Source organism: Psychrobacter namhaensis (assembly GCF_016107545.1).
Classification (GTDB): domain Bacteria; phylum Pseudomonadota; class Gammaproteobacteria; order Pseudomonadales; family Moraxellaceae; genus Psychrobacter; species Psychrobacter namhaensis.
Genome location: NZ_JABASS010000007.1, coordinates 99,494 through 118,490, shown reverse-complemented (window position 1 = coordinate 118,490; position 18,997 = coordinate 99,494). Strand labels below are relative to the sequence as shown.

At 45.3% G+C, this 18,997-nt stretch carries 15 protein-coding genes and 1 tRNA gene; 11 read left to right on the top strand and 5 right to left on the bottom strand.

Translation table 11 applies throughout. The features are described from left to right. Positions 1–21: 21 nt before the first annotated feature. Positions 22–909 carry a methyltransferase domain-containing protein gene (locus JFC06_RS07430; RefSeq protein ID WP_198334535.1) on the bottom strand — a complete coding sequence of 296 codons (888 nt, stop codon included), beginning with the start codon at positions 907–909 and terminating at the stop codon, positions 22–24. Positions 910–1,223: 314 nt separating this feature from the next. Between JFC06_RS07430 and JFC06_RS07425 the strand changes: the two genes are divergently transcribed. The 7 genes from JFC06_RS07425 to JFC06_RS07395 all read left to right on the top strand — a co-directional run bounded on the left by JFC06_RS07425 (position 1,224) and on the right by JFC06_RS07395 (position 9,756). Further along, a complete protein-coding gene (locus JFC06_RS07425) occupies positions 1,224–2,924 on the top strand; it encodes an alpha/beta hydrolase family protein (protein ID WP_198334534.1) in 1,701 nt (566 codons plus the stop codon). A 109-nt stretch (positions 2,925–3,033) separates the two neighbouring features. Further along, positions 3,034–3,213, top strand: a complete 180-nt coding sequence (locus JFC06_RS07420; protein ID WP_193006752.1) for a YdcA family protein — start codon at positions 3,034–3,036, stop codon at positions 3,211–3,213. Positions 3,214–3,507: 294 nt separating this feature from the next. Continuing rightward, positions 3,508–6,219, top strand: coding sequence for a DNA gyrase subunit A (gene gyrA, locus JFC06_RS07415; RefSeq protein WP_198334533.1), 2,712 nt, complete (start codon positions 3,508–3,510; stop codon positions 6,217–6,219). 143 nt (positions 6,220–6,362) lie between these two features. Beyond that, on the top strand, positions 6,363–7,433 hold the full coding sequence (gene rarD / locus JFC06_RS07410) for an EamA family transporter RarD (RefSeq protein ID WP_198334532.1): 1,071 nt from the start codon (positions 6,363–6,365) through the stop codon (positions 7,431–7,433). 199 nt (positions 7,434–7,632) lie between these two features. Beyond that, positions 7,633–8,301, top strand: a complete 669-nt coding sequence (locus JFC06_RS07405) for a glutathione S-transferase (protein ID WP_193004626.1) — start codon at positions 7,633–7,635, stop codon at positions 8,299–8,301. A 70-nt stretch (positions 8,302–8,371) separates the two neighbouring features. Continuing rightward, positions 8,372–8,620 carry a hypothetical protein gene (locus JFC06_RS07400; RefSeq protein ID WP_198334531.1) on the top strand — a complete coding sequence of 83 codons (249 nt, stop codon included), beginning with the start codon at positions 8,372–8,374 and terminating at the stop codon, positions 8,618–8,620. 32 nt (positions 8,621–8,652) lie between these two features. Continuing rightward, positions 8,653–9,756 carry a ribonuclease Z gene (locus tag JFC06_RS07395; RefSeq protein WP_198334530.1) on the top strand — a complete coding sequence of 368 codons (1,104 nt, stop codon included), beginning with the start codon at positions 8,653–8,655 and terminating at the stop codon, positions 9,754–9,756. Positions 9,757–9,763: 7 nt separating this feature from the next. Here the strand turns inward: JFC06_RS07395 and JFC06_RS07390 are convergent, their stop codons facing one another. After that, the gene (locus JFC06_RS07390; protein WP_198334529.1) at positions 9,764–10,723 is read right to left on the bottom strand and encodes an ATP-binding protein; all 960 of its coding nucleotides are present in this window, start codon (positions 10,721–10,723) and stop codon (positions 9,764–9,766) included. A gap of 83 nt (positions 10,724–10,806) precedes the next feature. Here JFC06_RS07390 and JFC06_RS07385 point away from each other — a divergent pair, with 83 nt between their 5' ends. Beyond that, a complete protein-coding gene (locus JFC06_RS07385; RefSeq protein ID WP_227670122.1) occupies positions 10,807–11,802 on the top strand; it encodes a protein kinase domain-containing protein in 996 nt (331 codons plus the stop codon). Between the two features lie 100 nt (positions 11,803–11,902). On the opposite strand, the gene JFC06_RS07380 is transcribed toward JFC06_RS07385, so the two are convergent. The 3 genes from JFC06_RS07380 to JFC06_RS07370 form a co-directional block, all read right to left on the bottom strand. Next, positions 11,903–11,987 (bottom strand) — tRNA-Leu (locus JFC06_RS07380). A gap of 242 nt (positions 11,988–12,229) precedes the next feature. Further along, complete coding sequence (locus JFC06_RS07375; protein WP_198334528.1) at positions 12,230–13,984, bottom strand: sigma 54-interacting transcriptional regulator; 1,755 nt, start codon at positions 13,982–13,984, stop codon at positions 12,230–12,232. An 85-nt stretch (positions 13,985–14,069) separates the two neighbouring features. Beyond that, the gene (locus JFC06_RS07370; RefSeq protein ID WP_198334527.1) at positions 14,070–15,458 is read right to left on the bottom strand and encodes a two-component system sensor histidine kinase NtrB; all 1,389 of its coding nucleotides are present in this window, start codon (positions 15,456–15,458) and stop codon (positions 14,070–14,072) included. Positions 15,459–15,591: 133 nt separating this feature from the next. On the opposite strand from JFC06_RS07370, the gene rimO reads away from it, so the two are divergent. The 3 genes from rimO (at position 15,592) to frr (ending at position 18,724) form a co-directional block, all read left to right on the top strand. After that, complete coding sequence (gene rimO, locus JFC06_RS07365; protein WP_198334526.1) at positions 15,592–17,193, top strand: 30S ribosomal protein S12 methylthiotransferase RimO; 1,602 nt, start codon at positions 15,592–15,594, stop codon at positions 17,191–17,193. A 167-nt stretch (positions 17,194–17,360) separates the two neighbouring features. Beyond that, entirely contained in the window at positions 17,361–18,086 is a 726-nt protein-coding gene (gene pyrH, locus JFC06_RS07360; RefSeq protein WP_193005763.1) for a UMP kinase, read from the top strand. Positions 18,087–18,169: 83 nt separating this feature from the next. After that, positions 18,170–18,724: a ribosome recycling factor gene (gene frr, locus JFC06_RS07355; RefSeq protein ID WP_193005799.1), complete on the top strand. Its 555-nt coding sequence runs from the start codon at positions 18,170–18,172 to the stop codon at positions 18,722–18,724. Positions 18,725–18,997: the final 273 nt, after the last annotated feature.

Here is an 18,997-nt window from a genome sequence, read left to right as displayed (position 1 = left end):
AGCGAGAGTGCGTCATCACGCTTAAGCGTGCCGAGCGGCTAGTATGTGCAAATAACGCCCGAGCCATTTGTACGGCTCTTGTTGTGAATAGCGCAGCTCCATCCGTATCACGGCATCAGGGTCATTGTGGCCCCCGCGTTTTAGCGGTGCATAATCATGAAACACGCGCAGACCACTGGTAAGCACAACGTGATAATGGTGCGCGGCCAACCATGACTCTACCTCTTCTTTGGCAACGGGATGGTTGGGCGTCAGACTTTTTTTGTTGTCAGCCTTATAGTCCGTATTGTCGAGTAAATTAAAGTTACCCATGATGAGGTTGCGATAATCAAAGCTCGCTGGATTATAAAAACATAAGGATAGCGCCCCATCATCTGTTAGATACTGATCAAAAAAGTCCATGACCTTTGCTGGCTCGGCTAGCCATTCAAGCAAAGCATGCGACATGATCAAATCAAACTTATTTGTATCTTTTGCTAACTTGTCTTGCAGCGCTTGATAGGGGCAAACATACCAGGTGATATCTAAGTCTTTAAGATCCCAGTCTTTATCTGTTTGTGCCACGCGCGCTTGCGCTTTTTCAAGCATATTGGCTGAAATATCATTGATCACCACGCTATGACCTTGCGTAGCAAGCTCAATCGCAATCTGTGCAAGCCCTGCACCCACATCTAAAATACGTAAAGGTCGTCCAAGTTTTTGATGCATCTGCGTACTATACTCAAAAATATCACGGCGCAATACAGCCAAGCGAATGTCACCTTTTAAACCACCGTACACCTTTTTTTCAAAATGATCAGCAATGGCGTCAAAGCTTCGATCAGTGCGTATGTCTTCTTGTTGAGTCGCTTTTGATGCATCTATCAATTGATTTTCATTTTTCTTTGTATTTTCATGGCTCGTTTGCATAGGGAAACTGTCTGTACCAGAGTTGTATTTTGGAACATCGTACAACAAAGACAATAGCTAAGCTAGGACTGTTCAACGACTGGTAGTATTTTTCTATAAAGAATAAAGGGGTTACCAAGTACATGTTTTCCAGTGGCTTTTCATCATTTTTTACGGTATAAATAGTAAGGTTTCAGAAACAATTGTTCTTGAGTAGGCTTCAATGATAAGTGTTCAAGAATAGTTATTGATTAAAAGGGTCTATCAAACTGAAATGACTGACTGCCAAGGACTCGCAGCAAACATATGACTTTTTACTGCTAAGGATAGCAATTATGATAAAACTAAAACCTGCCACCGGTACAAGCGCCAAACCTGCTGGTAACACTCGTTTCTCAACCTCTAGTATTACTCGTCCACCAACTATTCGCCCACCAACCATGTCACGTTGTCTATTATCGGTAGCCATTGCCAGTAGTTTACTGCTGGTTGGTTGCGGGGATGATGACAATGAAAGGTTTACTTATTCAACTAGCGTTAAGTCAGTAGCTACCTTTGATGCTGATGATATAGATGATGCACTACAAGACGCTTCAGCCATCGGCAAAGCAGTTACTCCAGATGCTAAGTGTGGTGTCACGGTCGAAAAAATCAGTTACCCAACCAAAGGCTCAGCAGGTGAAGCCACTAATGCTACGGGTGCGCTCATGCTGCCAAGTGGTACTGATGCCGATTGCCAAGGTGATCGACCGATATTGCTGCATGCCCATGGCACCGCTACAGAAAGATATTATGACTTCACACAGGTAGGTAATCTTGATAACCCAGCAGGGGTGCGTGCCACGTTGATAGCGGCCAACTTTGCCGCTCAAGGCTATATCGTTGTAGTCCCCAATTATGCTGGTTACGATGATTCAGATCTTGATTACCACCCGTATCTTAATGCCAAGCAGCAATCGGAGGAAATGGTTACCGCTTTAGATACAGCGCGAACCATTATTAAGCAGCAACAAGCAGCCAATAATGCCAACTACTTAAACGTCAAAGATTCTGGCAAGCTATTTCTCACAGGTTATTCACAAGGCGGCCATGTCGCCATGGCAACCGCACAGCTACTTGAGCAACAAAATAAACCTGTCACTGCGATTGCCCCATCGTCAGGACCGTACGCGCTTGCCGCTTTTGGAGATGCAATATTCTCCGGCAATGTTAATATTGGTGCGACAGCTTTTGCGCCCCTATTGGCAAGAAGCTTACAAAATGTAGAGGGCAAAATATACCGCAATCCAACCGAGCTGTTTACCAGTCAATATGCAGGTACGAACTTGCCAAACACCATGAGCTTTGAGGCGCTAATAACAGCAGGAAAATTACCAAAAACTGCTTTATTTGAAACCACTGCTAACGAGAGTGGTTTTGGTTTTGCTGATAAAAACTACTTGGTTCAAACCAGTTATCGTGCCAATTATTTAGCGGATGTACAAACCAATCCTGATAACCTGCTGGCTAGAACGGGGCTTTTGCCAGCAGAGAATCCACAAAACGAGCTGCGCCGTGCGCTAAAAGACAATGATTTGCGTGGTTATATCCCAACTATGCCGACGCTGATTTGTGGAGGTAATCAAGATCCAACCGTGTTTTATGACCTAAATACGGGGTCAATGGCGGCGATACTGCAACAAGCAAGTGCCCAAAATCCAAATCTGAATGTAACGGTACTCGATGTGGATGCCACAAACGATGATGATCGTGATCAGAGTACAGTGATCCCCATTGGTTCAGCGATGAGTAACTCATGGATGATGAGTAACACCATCGATAATGTTCAAGCGAACTTTGCAAGCACGGTTCAATTGGTGGGTAACAATGCTGCTCAGCAAGTGATTGAAAATGGTGGCAGTGAAGTAGAAGCCCAGCAAGCAGCGCAAGTGGCGGTACTTAGTACCTATCATGCTGGTCTCGTTAGCACTGCCTGTACGCAAGCCACTCGTGAGTTCTTTGAGCAAAATTTTAATCAAAGTGCTAACCCAACGTAATGTAGTCAAATGCTATAAATTATTCGCATGTGAGTTATTTCAAGAAGACTGTGTCCACTGGATGCAGTTTTTTAATGTAGGTAGTTCAATACTTAACAAGAGAGAAAATATGAAATCGATGCTACTGTCACTACTTGTGTTTGCCTTTATTACCTTGCCTATCAGTCAAGCACAGGCCAAAAATACCCCTTGCTCAGGCAAGATGGGCGGGGTATCGCACTGCTCAAAAGATGGTAAGTTTGTTTGTAAAAACGGCAAAATCAGTCAATCAAAAAAAACCTGCCATTAGGATTACTTTAGCCTGTGTTAGTTATTCAAAATATCACTGGAAATGAACCGTGTGGCTTGTTTTTAATGACAGTCAGATACCCCTAAATCAGCAATTTTGTGCTAAAATAGCTTCTTTTATTAAACATTAAAACTATCGCCATTTTCCTATTGTTTTGCACGCTTAGCAGTGTTTTTTTGTGGTCTATATTTTGATAAGAGCTGCGTATTGATGCAGCTGTATTTTTGTGTAGCTCATGAGTGTCTCAAGTAAAAGTGTCAGCATTAGAAAAAGAATGTGAGTGAAGGAGTGTATATGAGCGAATCGGTCAGTCCTATTGGCATCGTAGATGAATTAAAGCAATCCTATCTGGATTATGCGATGAGCGTGATTGTCTCGCGTGCGCTGCCTGATGTGCGTGATGGGTTCAAGCCTGTACACCGCCGTGTGATGTACGCCATGCACGTGTTATCTAATGACTATAATAAGCCTTATAAGAAATCGGCACGTGTGGTTGGTGATGTCATCGGTAAGTATCACCCGCATGGCGATAGTGCGGTCTATGATGCGATCGTGCGGATGGCGCAGGATTTTAGTTTGCGTTATCCGATGGTTGATGGTCAAGGTAACTTTGGCTCGATTGATGATGATCCACCGGCGGCGATGCGTTATACCGAAGTACGTATGACCAAGCTGACCCATCAGATGCTCGCTGATTTGGACAAAGACACGGTCGATTGGGAAGACAACTACGATGGTTCTGAGCGGATGCCAAGCGTGATGCCAGCGCGTATTCCGAACTTATTGGTCAATGGGGCCACTGGTATTGCGGTCGGTATGGCCACCAATATGGCGCCGCATAATCTGACCGAAGTGATCAATGCTTGTTTGGCCTATGCCCAAAATCCACAAGTTTCGGCTGAAGAGCTGATGTCACACATCTCAGGCCCTGACTTCCCAACAGGCGGTATTATCTATGGTCGTGCGGGTATTTTAGACGCCTATCGTACGGGCAAAGGTCGCCTGCATATTCGTGGTCGCTATCATATCGAGCCCATGAGTGATACAGGTGTCAACCGTGATCGCGAGCGTATTGTATTCACTGAAGTTCCTTATCAAGCCAATAAAGCCAAGCTCATCGAGCGTATTGCTGAGCTTGTGCGTGATAAAAAAATCGAAGGCATCACCGAGATTCGTGATGAGTCTGATAAAGACGGCATGCGTATCGCTATTGACTTGCGTCGCGGCGAAACAGCCGAAGTAATCGTCAATAACTTATTCCTACAAACCCCGCTTGAGTCTAGCTTCAGTATCAATATGGTGGCGCTCGATAATGGTCAGCCAAAGCTATTGACCTTGCGTCAGCTCATCGCTGCATTTGTCCGTCATCGTCAAGAAGTCGTGACGCGCCGTACGATTTATGAGTTGAATAAAGCCCGCGTACGTGGTCACCTGCTCGAAGGTTTGACCGTCGCATTAGCGAATATTGATGATATTATTGCAACGATTAAAGCGTCTGCAAACCGCGGCTTGGCACGTGAAAGCCTGCTGAACAACACTTGGGGCTCAGGTAGCGTCGTTGCGATGCTCACGGCAGCTGGCAGCCAATCTGTGCGTCCTGACTTTATCGAAGGCGAGGACCCTAAAGCACCGTTCGGCTTAATAGAAGGTGAAGAACGCTATCGTTTGTCACTTGAGCAGGTCAATGCCATTTTAGATATGCAGTTGCATCGTTTGACGGGCCTTGAGCAAGACAAATTGACCGAAGAATATCAGGATTTGCTACGTGAAATCGCTCATTTAGAGTCTATCCTTGGCGATTTTGATAAGCTAATGACCATTATCTCTAACGAGATGATTGAGATTCGTGATAACTTCGGTGATGAGCGTCGTACAGATATTATCGATTCACGTACTGACTTTAACCGTGAAGACTTGATTCCTGAGCAAACCGTCGTCATGACCGTGTCGCGTACTGGCTATGCCAAAACCCAGCCGATCGATGATTATGTTGCACAAAAACGTGGCGGAAAAGGCAAATCAGCAACCGCAATGAAAGAAGATGATGTGATTGATCATCTGGTAGTCACATCAACGCATGCGACAGTGCTGTGCTTCACAGATAGTGGCCGCGTCTTTAGTTTACGTGGTTTTGAAGTGCCGATTGCCAGTCGCGGCGCTCGTGGTCGTCCATTGGTCAACTTAATTGGCTTGAATGGTGATGAAACGGTCACCACGATACTGCCAATTCCGCAAATGTCTGATGAAGTCAGCGGTCACTTTGTGTTTTTTGCGACAGCCAATGGAACGGTCAAGCGCGTTGAGCTTGAGCAATTCGCAAGTATTCGCTCTAACGGCCTGATAGCTGTTGGTCTAGAAGATGGCGATAAGCTGGTGAGCGCTCGTATCACCAATGGCAGTCAAGAGGTCATGTTGTTTGCCTCAAGCGGTAAAGCCATTCGTTTTGATGAGAATGATGCGCGCTCTATGGGTCGTACGGCAAAAGGCGTACGTGGTATGCGCTTGGCGGATGATGAGTTTATCAAGTCATTGGTGGTTATCGAAGATGATGTACGCGAAATCTTGATCGCTTGTGAAAACGGCTTTGGTAAACGTACCTTTATCGATGAGTTCAATACCCAAAATCGCGGTGGGGGTGGCGTTATCGCCATCAAGACCAGTCAGCGTAATGGAGCCTTAGTCCGCGCTACTAAAGTTGAGCCTGAAGACGACATTATCTTAATCTCAGATAAAGGCACGCTAGTACGCACACCAGTTGAGCATGTTGCTAGCTCTGGGCGTAACACACAGGGTGTCACGCTAATCCGTCTATCAAAAGATGAAAAATTGGTCGCTATGGCACGTGTGGAACACGAAGAGAATGACGATGAACTCATCGAAGCCATGAAAGAAGACGGTACATTTGATGTGGAAGGGCAGGAGCAGGTAGAGGTTAATGCGGCGGCTGGTACCACAGCGACGACGGATGTTAACGACTCGATCGATATTGCCAATGACAATGAATGAAACCATAACGACTCACTGTCTCAGTAATTAACTGGTCAGTCTCGTTTTACTGTTCTAGAAAAAGCCTCTGACGTTAGCGTCGGAGGCTTTTGTTTTTTTCTAAAATTGCCAAAAAAGTGCACCAATTTTTAAAGGTCGTTGTTATGCTTACTACCAATCAGACGTCGCAAGGCACCATCGCTGCGGTGGCTGCCAATTTTTTATACTCATTGCTGTTTTTATTCGGGTTGCTGATGCAGCCGTTATCAGGTACGCAAGTCGCTTCGTGGCGCGTATTGATGATGCTGTTTAGTTTGGTATTACTGGTCAGTGTATTAAAGCAATGGCAGCATATTTTTGACTATTTAAGAACACTGAAAACACCTAAAGAATGGGTGTTATTTATATTACCCACGCCGATATTGGGTGCGCAAATTTGGATATTTATGTGGGCACCAGTCAATGATTTGGGTCTTGAGGTGACGTTGGGTTACTTTTTATACCCCATGATTATGATTATGGTTGGCCGGTTTTTTTATAATGAAAACATGAGTCTGCTGCAATGGATTGCCACGATATGTGCGGGCGTCGGTATCGTATATGATGTCGTGCAATATGGCGCAATATCATGGGCGACCTTATTTGTCTGCTTGGGTTATCCGCCTTATTATCTGTTACGCCGCAAATTAGCAGTGCCACCAATCACAGGACTTATCTCTGATCTTGTATTATTGACGCCTGTGGTCTTGATTGCGTTGTACCTGAACGGCGGTTTTGAGTTGGCGATAGCCGCTGATAAATTTTGGTATCTACTGCCTCTATTAGGTATTATCAGTACCGCTGCGATGTCACTGACCATGGTGGCCAGCCAAAAACTGCCCGTCTCATTATTTGGGACTTTATGTTACCTTGAGCCGATATTTTTGTTTGTGTTTTCAGTCACTATTTTGCATCAAGGTATCGATGAGGGTGGCTCTTTATTTATGTACGGCATGATTTTTATCGCGTTGCTGATGATGATTACTGATAGTGCGCTAGGGTACTGGGCCCGTAAGCGTGATGACCGCTTGCACGGATACAACGAACCACAAGTGGGGAGCTTTCCACCGCGTCGGCGTCTGAAAAATCGTCGTATCAAAGGCGTACTAACGGCGCATCGGTTTCGTAAAATTAGAAAGTATCAGCAAAAAATAGATAAGATGACACGTAAAATTGAAGTGTTACACTCAAAGTAAGGTTGGCTAGCGTGAAGAGCTAAGTTTGACTTGTTAGACATTGTTTTTTGTTATTGATCTATACAGTCTCGTATTAAAGGTGAGGCAATTACGCTATTATCGATATGAATGCTGTCACGCTTGGTTGCATGCGTGGCCCTATTTATAATGCATAATGCATAGAATATTGTCGCTTATTCACCCTAAACTAGGATGGTTTATGTTAAATCTGCATCATTTAAACAATTCGCGCTCGTTTCGTATTTTATGGTTATTAGAAGAGCTGGAGCTGGACTATCAGCTGACCAGTTACCAGCGTACGAAAGCCTACCTTGCTCCTGAAAGCCTCAAGAAAGTTCATCCGCTTGGACACACGCCTGTACTCGAAGTCGATGATCGCGCCTTGGCTGAGTCAGGTTTTATCATTGAGTACCTGCTGAGACACTATGATACCGAGCATCAGTTTAAGCCCTCTGATGACAATGAAGCGGCGTGGGAAGCCTATACGTTTTGGTTGCATTTTGCTGAAGCCTCGGCCATGCCGCCACTGGTCATGCGATTGGTGTTTAGTAAAGTGGTTGAGAGATCACCCCTGCTTATCAAACCGATCAGCAAAGGCATTCGTAAACAAGTTGAAGATGGAATGATTAATAACAACATCACGAATAACCTAAAACTCATGGAGCAACAGCTACAAGACAATCATTGGTTTGCAGGTGAAGCGTTTAGTGCGGCGGACATACAAATGTATATCGTGGTAGCAGCGTCTAATGCACGAGCAGGAATGGACAAAGTCAGATATGCCAATTTATTAAACTGGCTCAAGCGTTGTCAAGAACGTCCAGCCTTTAAACGTGCTGAAGAAAAAGGCGGGACGCCGCAATTTTAAAGATATAATATGCTATGGTGAGCGTTTTTGATTCACATCTAACACAGTAGCGTATAAATAAGGTAGTGTCATGAGCGACCAAAACAAATTGGCCAAGAATATAACGTCTGACAATGAGAGCAATATTTCTAAGCAAAAAATCCATGCGCAGCAGGTCTCCATTAAATCGTGGACACAAAAGATACTAGTGGTGTTGCTATGTATGGCCAGCTTTTATGGGGGCTGGAAGTCGTACGAGTCCAATATGGTCAATGAGTGTACTGCCAATGGTGGTCAAATGGTTGATGGCCAAAAAACCATGATGTGCCAATTGTCATAGCCGGTGAATGTTATCAATAAGAGAAGTCATCTGTGCTAAAGCTAACCTTTTTAGGCACATCAGCAGGTGTGCCAACCAAACAGCGTAACGTGACGGCGTTGGCGATTGAGTGTCTGAATCCTTATCTATCTAAGTCGGGTGATGCCCAGCAACATAAAAAGTCGCGTCCATGGATATTGATTGACTGCGGCGAAGGTACTCAGCATCAGCTTTTGCACACTAAGCTGTCCATGCACCAGTTGAGCGCCATTTGTATCACTCATGTGCATGGAGATCATTGCTATGGTCTACCGGGGTTGCTGGCGAGTGCTGCTATGTCAGGGCGCCGCGAGCCGCTTACCCTCATTGCACCAAAATCGATTGCTACGTTACTTGAGGCTATCAAGCTGACCACAGAGCTGTACTTCCCATTTGCTATCGATTTCATAGCAATTGAAGAAGTTCTAGAGACAAAAGCGGGTAAGGTTGATATCGCTTTAGATTCCCAGCATCAGCTGACTGTAGATATTACGCCATTGTCGCATCGTGTGTCATCTTATGGCTTTGGCATCACTCAAAATATCCATCGGCTCTCGCTTAACACCAACAAGCTTATGGCAGCCGGTATTTCTGCCAGTAGTTTGTGGGGAAGATTGCAGCAAGGCTTTGACGTGGTGACTGATGATGGTCAGCAACTGCGTTCAGCAGATTATGTCGATAAAGAGGTGCAGCGTACACGTGTCGTGGTGGCGGGCGATAACGATAGACCAGACTGTCTTCGTTCTGCGGTGACGGATGCTGATTTATTAATACATGAAGCCACTTATACGACTGACGTCTTAACTAGGATTCAGGCCAAAAATCCAGACTTTGATCCGATGCATAGTAGCGCGCAGATGGTGGGTAAGTTTGCTCAAAATGTCGGCCTCAAGCATTTAATCCTGACGCATTTTAGCGCCCGCTACCAAAGCTTTGACAATCAGGATAGCAGCACCCCAAACATGGGCCATATCCGTGCAGACGCCGAAAGTTTTTATCAGGGCAGTTTGTGGTTGGCAGCAGACTTTGACCAGTACATGGTCAATGGCGCAAATGACTTGGTAGACAGTGAAGGGACGGACCGCGTACAGTATTTAGGCTCTGCACGCAGTAACTAGACTCGATTTAGCGTTTATTGTCTGCAATGGACAGTTGGGTTTTACCGCTCCAATAACGACTAAATTGATAAGCGACTCGTCCTGAGCGGCCACCACGTTCGGAGGCCCAACGTAGCGCATCGGCTCTGATATTATCAGGCAAACTATTACTTTCCAAATGAGTGATTGTATCAGTCTTGGCCATGATTTTCTGTTGTTCTAAATTCAGATAATGCTGCACAATCTGTAAATAAGTCTGCTGATCCATGGGGTGAAAAGACAGCCATAACCCAAAACGATCAGACAACGACACGGTCTCATCAACGGTCTCATAAGGGTTGACCTCATCGGTCTGACCATTATAAATGTTGACATTGTCCTTCATCAGCTGAGGGAGTAGGTGACGGCGGTTACTGGTCGCATAGACCAAGAGTTTGTCTTGCTCCGAATCAAGCGCGCCATCCAAAACGCTTTTTAATGTTCTGTAGCTCTCGTCCTGACCGTTAAATGCCAAATCATCACAGTACACTATGTAACGACACTCACTGTCAGCAGGTAGCGCCTTAATTGCTGTACGGATCTTATCAAGTACCTGTAGATCGTCCCGTGCAATCTCAATGATGCGCAGTCCTTCACTATGATAGGTTTGTAGCAATGCTCGAATCAGCGAGGATTTACCCGCGCCGCGTGTGCCTGTCATCAAAACGTGATTGGCGGGATAACCTTTTAAAAACTGGCGCGTGTTTTGTACCAGCTTTGATTTTTGCCTGTCAATCCCGTGCAAGTCATCTAAACTTAAAAACAGATTGACCGCTAGAGGCTCTAGATGGCCGTTGTGACCACCGACCCAGCGATAGGCCAGCTGGGCAGGGTCTATCTCAACCGTTGGTTTGACCTGCTCCTGTAAGTATTGACTGAGTAAATCCAATAAAGGGCTAGGCAGAGCATAATGAGTAGCAGGCTGAGATGCGTTGATTGGTTGGGACATAATAACTCTAACAGTTCAGGTTGGTTTTGAAGGGCGTAATCGCAGTTTTGTTAGGACTTCACCATATTACGAAAAACAGTCTCGTGAAAAATCATACCATGAAAAACAATGCCAGTAATCCATCTATTATACAAGCGTTGCAAGCCCACGCTCAGCAGCTACTGCCGACAGTTACGCAAGTATTGATAGCGTTGAAGTATAGCGAGATAGCGCATCAACGTTTAGCTCAGCAGAACACCGAAACTCGACATCCTAACACTCATTGTTATCAGGGTTTAACGCGCGCGACACATCCACAGTTCGGTAATGTGATGATTAAATGGCAGCTAACTTCTCATAACAGTGATTTTCCATTTGATTTAAATCACGAAGTCGCTATCTTAAAAGCCTTAGATAGTTTATTGAAAACCCAATCAAACGCTATGACTATCGCGCCATCGCTCCTTGCTTATCACAACGTAGAGGTTCAAGATTTGGGAGCATGTCAGCAGTTAACGGCTCTCGTCATGCCCCACTATCCAAATGGAAATCTTACTGCTCAACAGTACGGGGCATTAACCACTAAACAAAAGCATCACTTTATTGTCCAGGCGGCTTATCTTATAGCCAATCTACATCACACTGGCTGGCTACACAATGATATTAAACCCAGTAATCTCTTGCTCGCTGATATGCCGACGGACAGCGTTGACAACAGCAGTAGAGTGCCTGATTTATTATTGACCGATTTTGCCTTAGCTGAGAGGTTGGATAAACCAAGAAAGGTAAGCGCTGCCGGCACACCAGCGTATCTTGCGCCTGAGCGCTGGCATGGACAGGGTGCAACGGTACAGAGTGATATCTATGCGTTTGGCATCATGATGGTTGAGATATTAATGGGCGAGCGACCGTTTAAGATACCTACTCACAGTCGTGATCCAATGAGGGATTGGGCGACCCAGCACTGTCAGCAGCCTGTGCCAAAATTGCCGTCAGAATATAGCCGTTACCAGTTTATCGTAGATGGTGCATTAGCAAAGCGGGTAGAGAGGCGGTATAAGAGGATGGAGGCGGTACTGGTCGACTTAGCAGGTTTGTGATTACGTTGAAGGGTTCTGAGTGTTAGACTAAAATCCAGACACAAAAAAACCTGCTAATAAGCAGGTTTTGATATTTGGTCTAAGATGTACTATCCGAAAATGGTGGGGCTGGAGAGACTCGAACTCTCACACCTTGCGGCGCCAGAACCTAAATCTGGTGCGTCTACCAATTCCGCCACAGCCCCATTTTCGTTACTCTATCATCAAAAGCAGTTAAATTCAAATGCTATCTAGACAGTTAACTGATTCGGTAGTGCGTCTCAGTGGTTGGCTATTATATAGAGTTTGAATATTTTGGCAACCCCTATTTGCAAATATTTTTAATTATTTAACGAATATTTTCACTTTATTTTATAAACAATTGATATTGTTTGCTTTTTAATTCAATATTTTTTGTCTTTAAAGACGGTTTTACTCCTACTATTAATTAAGACATATCTAATTGCTGCAACTTTCGGGTGAGGGTATTACGTCCCCAACCAAGTAAGTTAGCCGCTACTATCTTTTTGCCGCCGCTGTGCTTGAGTGCTGCCGTGAGTAAGATACGTTCAAATTCAGGGGTTGCCACTTGCAAAATATCGGTTTCTCCTTGTTCTAGAGATTGCTCAGCCCAAGTAGCCAAGGCTTGCTGCCAATTTGAGACGTCAGAACTATGATGAACTGGGCTAGGTTGGCCGTGGTTTTGAGGTATGTCTTGAGAAGAGAGAGAGTGCGCTGGCTGCGCTTCTAAATGAGAGGGGAGGTTTTCGAGTAGCTCTGGAGGCAGATCGTCGACCATGACGGTATCGCCCGTTGCCATCACGGTTAGCCATAGGCAAACGTTTTCAAGTTGGCGGACATTACCACGCCACTCAAAAGACTGCATAATTTGTAGCGCCGTAGGATGTAGCTGCTTTGGTGCCGTATTCATTTGCTCAGCAGCGCGCTGCATAAAGTAGGTGGCCAAAGCGGGAATGTCCTCCGGTCGCGTGCGCAGAGGCGGTAGAGGCAGACGAATAACGTTCAGACGATAAAATAAATCCTCACGGAATCGGCCCAGTTTTACCAACTCTTCTAAATTTTGATGCGTGGCGGCAATAATGCGCACATCTACTTTGACAGGCTGCTGACCACCCACGCGATAAAATTCACCGTTAGCCAGTACTCGTAGCAAACGGGTTTGGGTGCTAAACGGCATGTCGCCGATTTCATCTAAAAACAATGTTCCGCCATCCGCCTGCTCAAAACGACCTTGCCGCGTTGTGGTTGCGCCAGTAAAGGCACCTTTCTCATGACCGAATAATTCAGACTCAATCAAATCATGGGGTATGGCGGCCATGTTTAGGGCAATAAACGGCTGCTGGCGACGGGGTGAGTGCTGATGTAAGGCGCTTGCGACCAATTCTTTACCTGTGCCTGACTCCCCCGTAATCAAGACAGTGATCGGCGAATGAGCCAATCGGCCAATGGCACGAAACACCGTCTGCATGGCTTGCGACTGCCCAATGATTCCGCTGGGGTTGCTTTGTGCTTTGGTGTCAGTCTTAACCGCCGCTTTATCATCGTTTATTTTATTGGTTTTATTGGCTGAGTTTACTTTGCGGACAGACTTTGTGTTGGTGTTAAACGTCGCATTACTGTCAGCTGGTTTATCGGTGGTTGTAGCAGAGTCAGGCTCAGTTGTATTGCTTTTCACTGCCATGTTGGGCTGATGATTAATGGCTTTATAAATCGTTGCGACCGCATCATCTAAATCAAACGGTTTTGGTAGATATTCAAACGCCCCTGTCTGATAGCTATTAATGGCAGAAGTGAGGTCTGAATGCGCCGTCATAATGACAATCGGCAGCTTAGGGAAGTGTTTATGCACCCAATCACTAAAGGACAAACCATCCATCATTGGCATACGAATATCGGTCAATATCACATCTGGTAAGGGTTCGGCTGACCCTTGCAATATATCATTCAGGCGTGTCCACGCTGCTTGGGCTTGCGTAAAGCTAATCACGTCCAGTCCTGCATCCTCAAAAGTATCAGCCAATACCATACGCAGGGCGGCATCATCATCGATGAGCCATAAAGTAGCAGGGTTATCATCAGCGGCGTTGTTGACCGTTACTTTTATGGTTGGGTCAGTCACTGCCTGACCGTTCGAAGTTTGATTGTCGCTGTTAGGGGTACGCTTGTCATTATATTCAGTCATGTATCAGGCCTAATGAGCAATGAGTTGGTGTAGGTTTATGATTTAGCAATTTACGAGTAGTCGTTCTATCTATGTAGCACCATATTTACGTTTCCATGAGTGGCTGGGTGAACGGTAGATATAACGTAAAACACGTTTGGCTATTGCTATGGTTGTTTTTAAAACTGTCGTTAGGACTGTGTGATTGAGTGGAGCTGACGTCAATCATACCATGATGATGGCTGATGATATCTTGCACAATAGACAATCCAAGGCCAGTCCCTGTCGCACGGCTTGTCACCATGGGGAAAAATATCTGTCCAATAAGGGCAGGGTCAATTCCTGAGCCGTTGTCAGTAATGTTAACTTGCACCACCTGCTTGTGCTGTTGACCACTGATGGTATGTTGAAACGCCACCCGCGTTTGAATATGCAGCGTCGGCTGGTAAGCCCAGTTGCCGCCATTATCATCCCTATCTGTCTGTGAAGACAAAGAGGGAGAGTCTTGAGACTGAGGAGATTCGTTTTGCGGCAGCGTTTGTTCAAACTCCGTCATAGATTCACAAGCGTTATTAATTAGGTTTAAAAACACTTGGATTAACTGGTCTTTATCCGCGCACAGTTCAGGTAACGACAAATCATAATCGCGCTGTAGTGTCACTTGTGGATATTGATGCCGTATCAAGGTTAAAACGTGCTCTAGTGGCTCATGAATGTTAAGCGTTTGCCAACTGGGCAGTTGATTGGAACCCAGAAACTGCCCAATAAGATGGGTTAAGCGGTCTGTCTCTGAGATGATGATATCGGTATAGTTACGTAGCTTTATGGCCGTTTTTTGCAGGTTGCTATTATGATCTAAGATAGATGTTGAAGGAGTAGCAGTATCAGAAGATTGAGGGCTAAAAGTAGTCGTGTCGCTAAATTTGATAAATTGTCGTTGGAGTAGTTGTGCAGCCCCGCGAATGCCAGCCAGCGGGTTTTTGATTTCGTGAGCGACCGAGCGTAGCATGTGACGGGCAACCCCGTACTGTTGTTGCTGGCGCTGCTCTTCTGAGATACGGCTTTGGCGGTCTTTGCCCCATATCTCAATGATAAAATAAGGTTGCTGCTCGTAGGTGACGGGCGTCACGCTATAGTCAATTGACAGGGGTAGGTTACCGTTTAACGGTGTGTTGATAATATGATCATGGTCGATAAAGGGTTGTTGGTACTGCTTTGCTTGATAAAAGCGTTCGGTCAAAGAGCAAATTTGCGCCTCTATCTCGTTATCATGAGTAGCCGTATTGTTGTTTGATTTTAACTCCTCGGGGGCCAGCAGCGTCAAGACAGACTGATTGAGTAACCTACCACTGCTAATGGCAAGTAAGTGCTCAGCTTGGGCATTTAACCAAGTGATGGATAGCATATCATCGACCCATAAGATAGCGGTAAACAAATGCTGTGATATAAAGGCTAAGTCAGGGGTCGGTTTTGCCGTGATCAAATCGGTTGTCATAGGTAGGGCCTAAGAAAAAGGATACTCGTGATAATATTTAACCACAAATCAACACTATAGAGCGGCAAAACTGGCGATTTTTGCAAAAAAAACGTACAATGCGCACAGCCAATTATCTCTAGCAAGGTCAGCCATGCCCAAAACTTCTACCGAGTCGATGAATGTAACGACTATCACCTCACAGCCAGCGACTACTGCACCCAAAGACGCCCCTAAAAACACCGCCACTATTTTTAATCCTGCCAAGCCAAATCTAGCGCAAGAGCAGAGTCAGGCAGATGTCAGTCAAGCAAACTCTAATCAGCCTTACCATCATAAAGCCAATCACAATCAAAACCGGAGTATTGCGCAAAGTAGTGATGCCATGTCCGTGACTGCCAACGCGCCTGTAAGTGCGGCACCAAAGATAGGTTTTGTATCGCTGGGTTGTCCAAAAGCACTGGTGGATAGTGAGCGTATCATCACAGAGCTTAGCCGTGATGGCTATCAAGTTGCCAATGATTATAGCGGTGCAGATCTTGTCGTGGTCAATACATGCGGTTTTATTGAGTCAGCGGTACAAGAGTCGCTCGACGCAATCGGCGAAGCCATTAGCAAAAACGGCAAAGTGATTGTCACTGGCTGTTTGGGTAAAGAGGCGGACAAAATCCGTGAAATGCATCCAGCAGTGCTAGCAGTGACCGGCGCTCATGCTTATGATGAGGTGATTACGGCGGTGGCGCAGCATGTGCCCAAACCAAACCGTAGTATGGATGCCAGCTATGACCCAAAAATAGATTTGATTAATGAGGCAGGCATTAAGTTGACGCCCAGTCATTATGCCTACCTAAAAATCTCTGAGGGTTGTAACCATCGTTGTACCTTCTGCATTATCCCAAGCTTACGTGGTGATTTGGCCTCGCGTCCGATTGATAGCGTGATGAATGAGGCACTGGCGCTTAAAAACGCTGGCGTGAAAGAATTGCTTATCATCTCGCAAGACACTTCTGCTTATGGGCTGGACTTGAAGTATAAGACCAGTTTTTGGAATGGTATGCCGCTCAAATCAAAATTTTATGATTTGTGTCAAGCACTGAATGATTTAGGTATTTGGGTACGCTTGCATTATGTTTACCCGTATCCACACGTGGATAAAGTCGTTGAGCTGATGGGCGAAAAGAAGCTATTGCCTTATTTGGATATTCCTTTTCAACATGCCAGTCACCGTATCTTAAAAGCCATGAAACGTCCGGCGCATAGCGAAAACACGTTAGCCCGTATTAAAGCGTGGCGTGATATTTGTCCTGATATCGTCATTCGTTCGACCTTTGTGGTTGGGTTCCCTGGTGAAACCGAAGAAGATTTTCAGTGTTTGCTTGACTGGTTGGTCGAAGCTCGTCTTGATCGTGTTGGTGCATTTACCTACTCAGAAGTTGAAGGCGCGGTCGCCAATGACTTGCCAGATCATGTGCCTGAAGCGGTCAAGCAGTCTCGTTATGAGCGCCTGATGGCGTTACAACAAGAGATATCTGCGCAAAAACTGCAAGAAAAAGTGGGCAAGACCTTAATGGTACTGGTTGACGAGATTGATCGCGAAGAAAACATTGCGATTTGTCGTAGCTATGCTGATGCGCCCGAGATTGACGGTCATGTCTATGTGGATGAGATTACCGCTCAAGTAAAAGTTGGCCAGTTCCTAACGGTCACGATAGATGATGCTAGTGAATATGATTTGTTTGCCAGTTATAGAGGGTAAACAGCGTCAATATAAAGTGAAAATTGCCCAATAGCGGGCAGTTTTTGCTACAATTAGCGCAATTTAGCCTTTTACGACGTCTCCTACTCAGTATGGCGCGATAGGCAAATGCTATTTGTGTTTTACCAATGACTTTAATGATAATTTAATGCTAACAAGGTGACCTCATGTCTGACAAAAACCCGCGTTACTCTCGTATCTTGTTGAAACTCTCAGGCGAAGCTTTGGCCGGTGGTAAAGACATGGGTATTGATACCGAAGTTCTCGATAAAATGAGCTTGTCTATCGCTCATTTGCGTGGACTTGGTGTGCAAGTAGGTATCGTTGTTGGAGGTGGTAACTTATATCGCGGCGCACAGTTGCAACAAGAAGGTTTGGTTGGCCGTGTCACCGGTGATCAAATGGGTATGCTGGCAACTGTGATGAACGGGCTTGCGATGCGTGACGCTCTTGAGCGCCGCAATATTAAAACGCGCTTGATGTCAGCCCTACCTATTGGGGAAGTGACTGAAAGCTATAGCAGCCGCAATGCGATTCGCTATCTTAAAAATGGTGAAGTTTGTATCTTTGTGGCTGGCACCGGCAACCCATTTTTTACCACAGATACCGCTGCTTGCTTGCGTGGTATTGAAATCGAAGCAGGTTTGATTTTAAAAGCAACCAAAGTAGATGGCGTTTATGACAAAGACCCAAGCCTACATTCTGATGCCAAAAAGTATGACGGCTTAACGTTTGATGAAGTATTAGAGCAAAAGCTGGGTGTAATGGATTTAACCGCCATTGCTTTATGCCGCGAGCATAATGTACCGCTACAAGTTTTTGATATGACCAAGCCCAATGCTTTATTAAACGTCATTATGGGCGAAAATGAAGGTACGCGTGTTTATCATTAATTTATGAGAGCACGATAACCCTAATAATTTTTATAACTAACAGTAATGAATGATTTGTCGATAGCGATAAATAAGGACACATGATGATTAAAGAGATTAAGCAAGACGGCGAAGCGCGTATGCAAAAAACCTTGGAAGCGCTTGAGAGTACCTTTAGTAAAGTCCGTACCGGGCGTGCGCATCCTGGTATGTTGTCAGGTGTAATGGTCAGTTACTATGGGGCGCCTACGCCATTAAACCAAGTGGCTAGTGTGAATGTTGAAGATTCGCGTACGTTACTGGTTCAGCCGTTTGACCGTACCATGGTACAAGCGGTTGACAAAGCCATTCGCGAAGCAGATTTGGGTCTCAATCCAATGACGGCGGATGTGATTCGTGTGCCGATGCCAGCACTGACAGAAGACACACGCCGCGACATGCAGAAGCTGGCGCGCGGAGAAGCGGAGAGCAGCCGCGTGTCTATTCGTAATATCCGCCGTGACATGATGAATGACATCAAAGAGCTTGCGAAAGAAAAAGAGATCTCAGAAGACGACGAGCGCCGCGCTAGTGATGATATCCAAAAAATCACTGACAAATATATTGAAATCATCGACAGCCGTCTGAGTAAAAAAGAAAGCGACTTGATGGACGTGTAAATACGGACTTTTTGTCATTTATGACCCACGTCAGTTAAGTCAAATCTCTAACGTTAAGCAGCCAATGTGCCATTGCTCTTGGCTGCTTATTATTGTGTTGATCAGTACGATACAGTAGTACATGGGCAGCTTTTATGTGTCTGGCAAGTATTTGCAAGCTAGCTTTACAGGCTATTTTTTGCAATTCTTAGCGTACTTGATTTATGATACATTTGTGAATGGTGTATATTGCACTTTTTAACTGTCACAGTACGCGTTATTATTATCTCACCT

Excerpts from the sequence above, each read along its gene's own strand:
- JFC06_RS07375 (WP_198334528.1), bottom strand. The coding sequence starts at position 13,984 with ATGACTGAATATAATGACAAGCGTACCCCTAACAGCGACAATCAAACT.
- JFC06_RS07370 (WP_198334527.1), bottom strand. The coding sequence starts at position 15,458 with ATGACAACCGATTTGATCACGGCAAAACCGACCCCTGACTTAGCCTTT.
- pyrH (WP_193005763.1), top strand. The coding sequence starts at position 17,361 with ATGTCTGACAAAAACCCGCGTTACTCTCGTATCTTGTTGAAACTCTCA.
- JFC06_RS07420 (WP_193006752.1), top strand. The coding sequence starts at position 3,034 with ATGAAATCGATGCTACTGTCACTACTTGTGTTTGCCTTTATTACCTTG.
- rimO (WP_198334526.1), top strand. The coding sequence starts at position 15,592 with ATGCCCAAAACTTCTACCGAGTCGATGAATGTAACGACTATCACCTCA.
- JFC06_RS07390 (WP_198334529.1), bottom strand. The coding sequence starts at position 10,723 with ATGTCCCAACCAATCAACGCATCTCAGCCTGCTACTCATTATGCTCTG.
- JFC06_RS07405 (WP_193004626.1), top strand. The coding sequence starts at position 7,633 with ATGTTAAATCTGCATCATTTAAACAATTCGCGCTCGTTTCGTATTTTA.
- JFC06_RS07430 (WP_198334535.1), bottom strand. The coding sequence starts at position 909 with ATGCAAACGAGCCATGAAAATACAAAGAAAAATGAAAATCAATTGATA.
- frr (WP_193005799.1), top strand. The coding sequence starts at position 18,170 with ATGATTAAAGAGATTAAGCAAGACGGCGAAGCGCGTATGCAAAAAACC.
- gyrA (WP_198334533.1), top strand. The coding sequence starts at position 3,508 with ATGAGCGAATCGGTCAGTCCTATTGGCATCGTAGATGAATTAAAGCAA.
- JFC06_RS07400 (WP_198334531.1), top strand. The coding sequence starts at position 8,372 with ATGAGCGACCAAAACAAATTGGCCAAGAATATAACGTCTGACAATGAG.
- JFC06_RS07425 (WP_198334534.1), top strand. The coding sequence starts at position 1,224 with ATGATAAAACTAAAACCTGCCACCGGTACAAGCGCCAAACCTGCTGGT.
- rarD (WP_198334532.1), top strand. The coding sequence starts at position 6,363 with ATGCTTACTACCAATCAGACGTCGCAAGGCACCATCGCTGCGGTGGCT.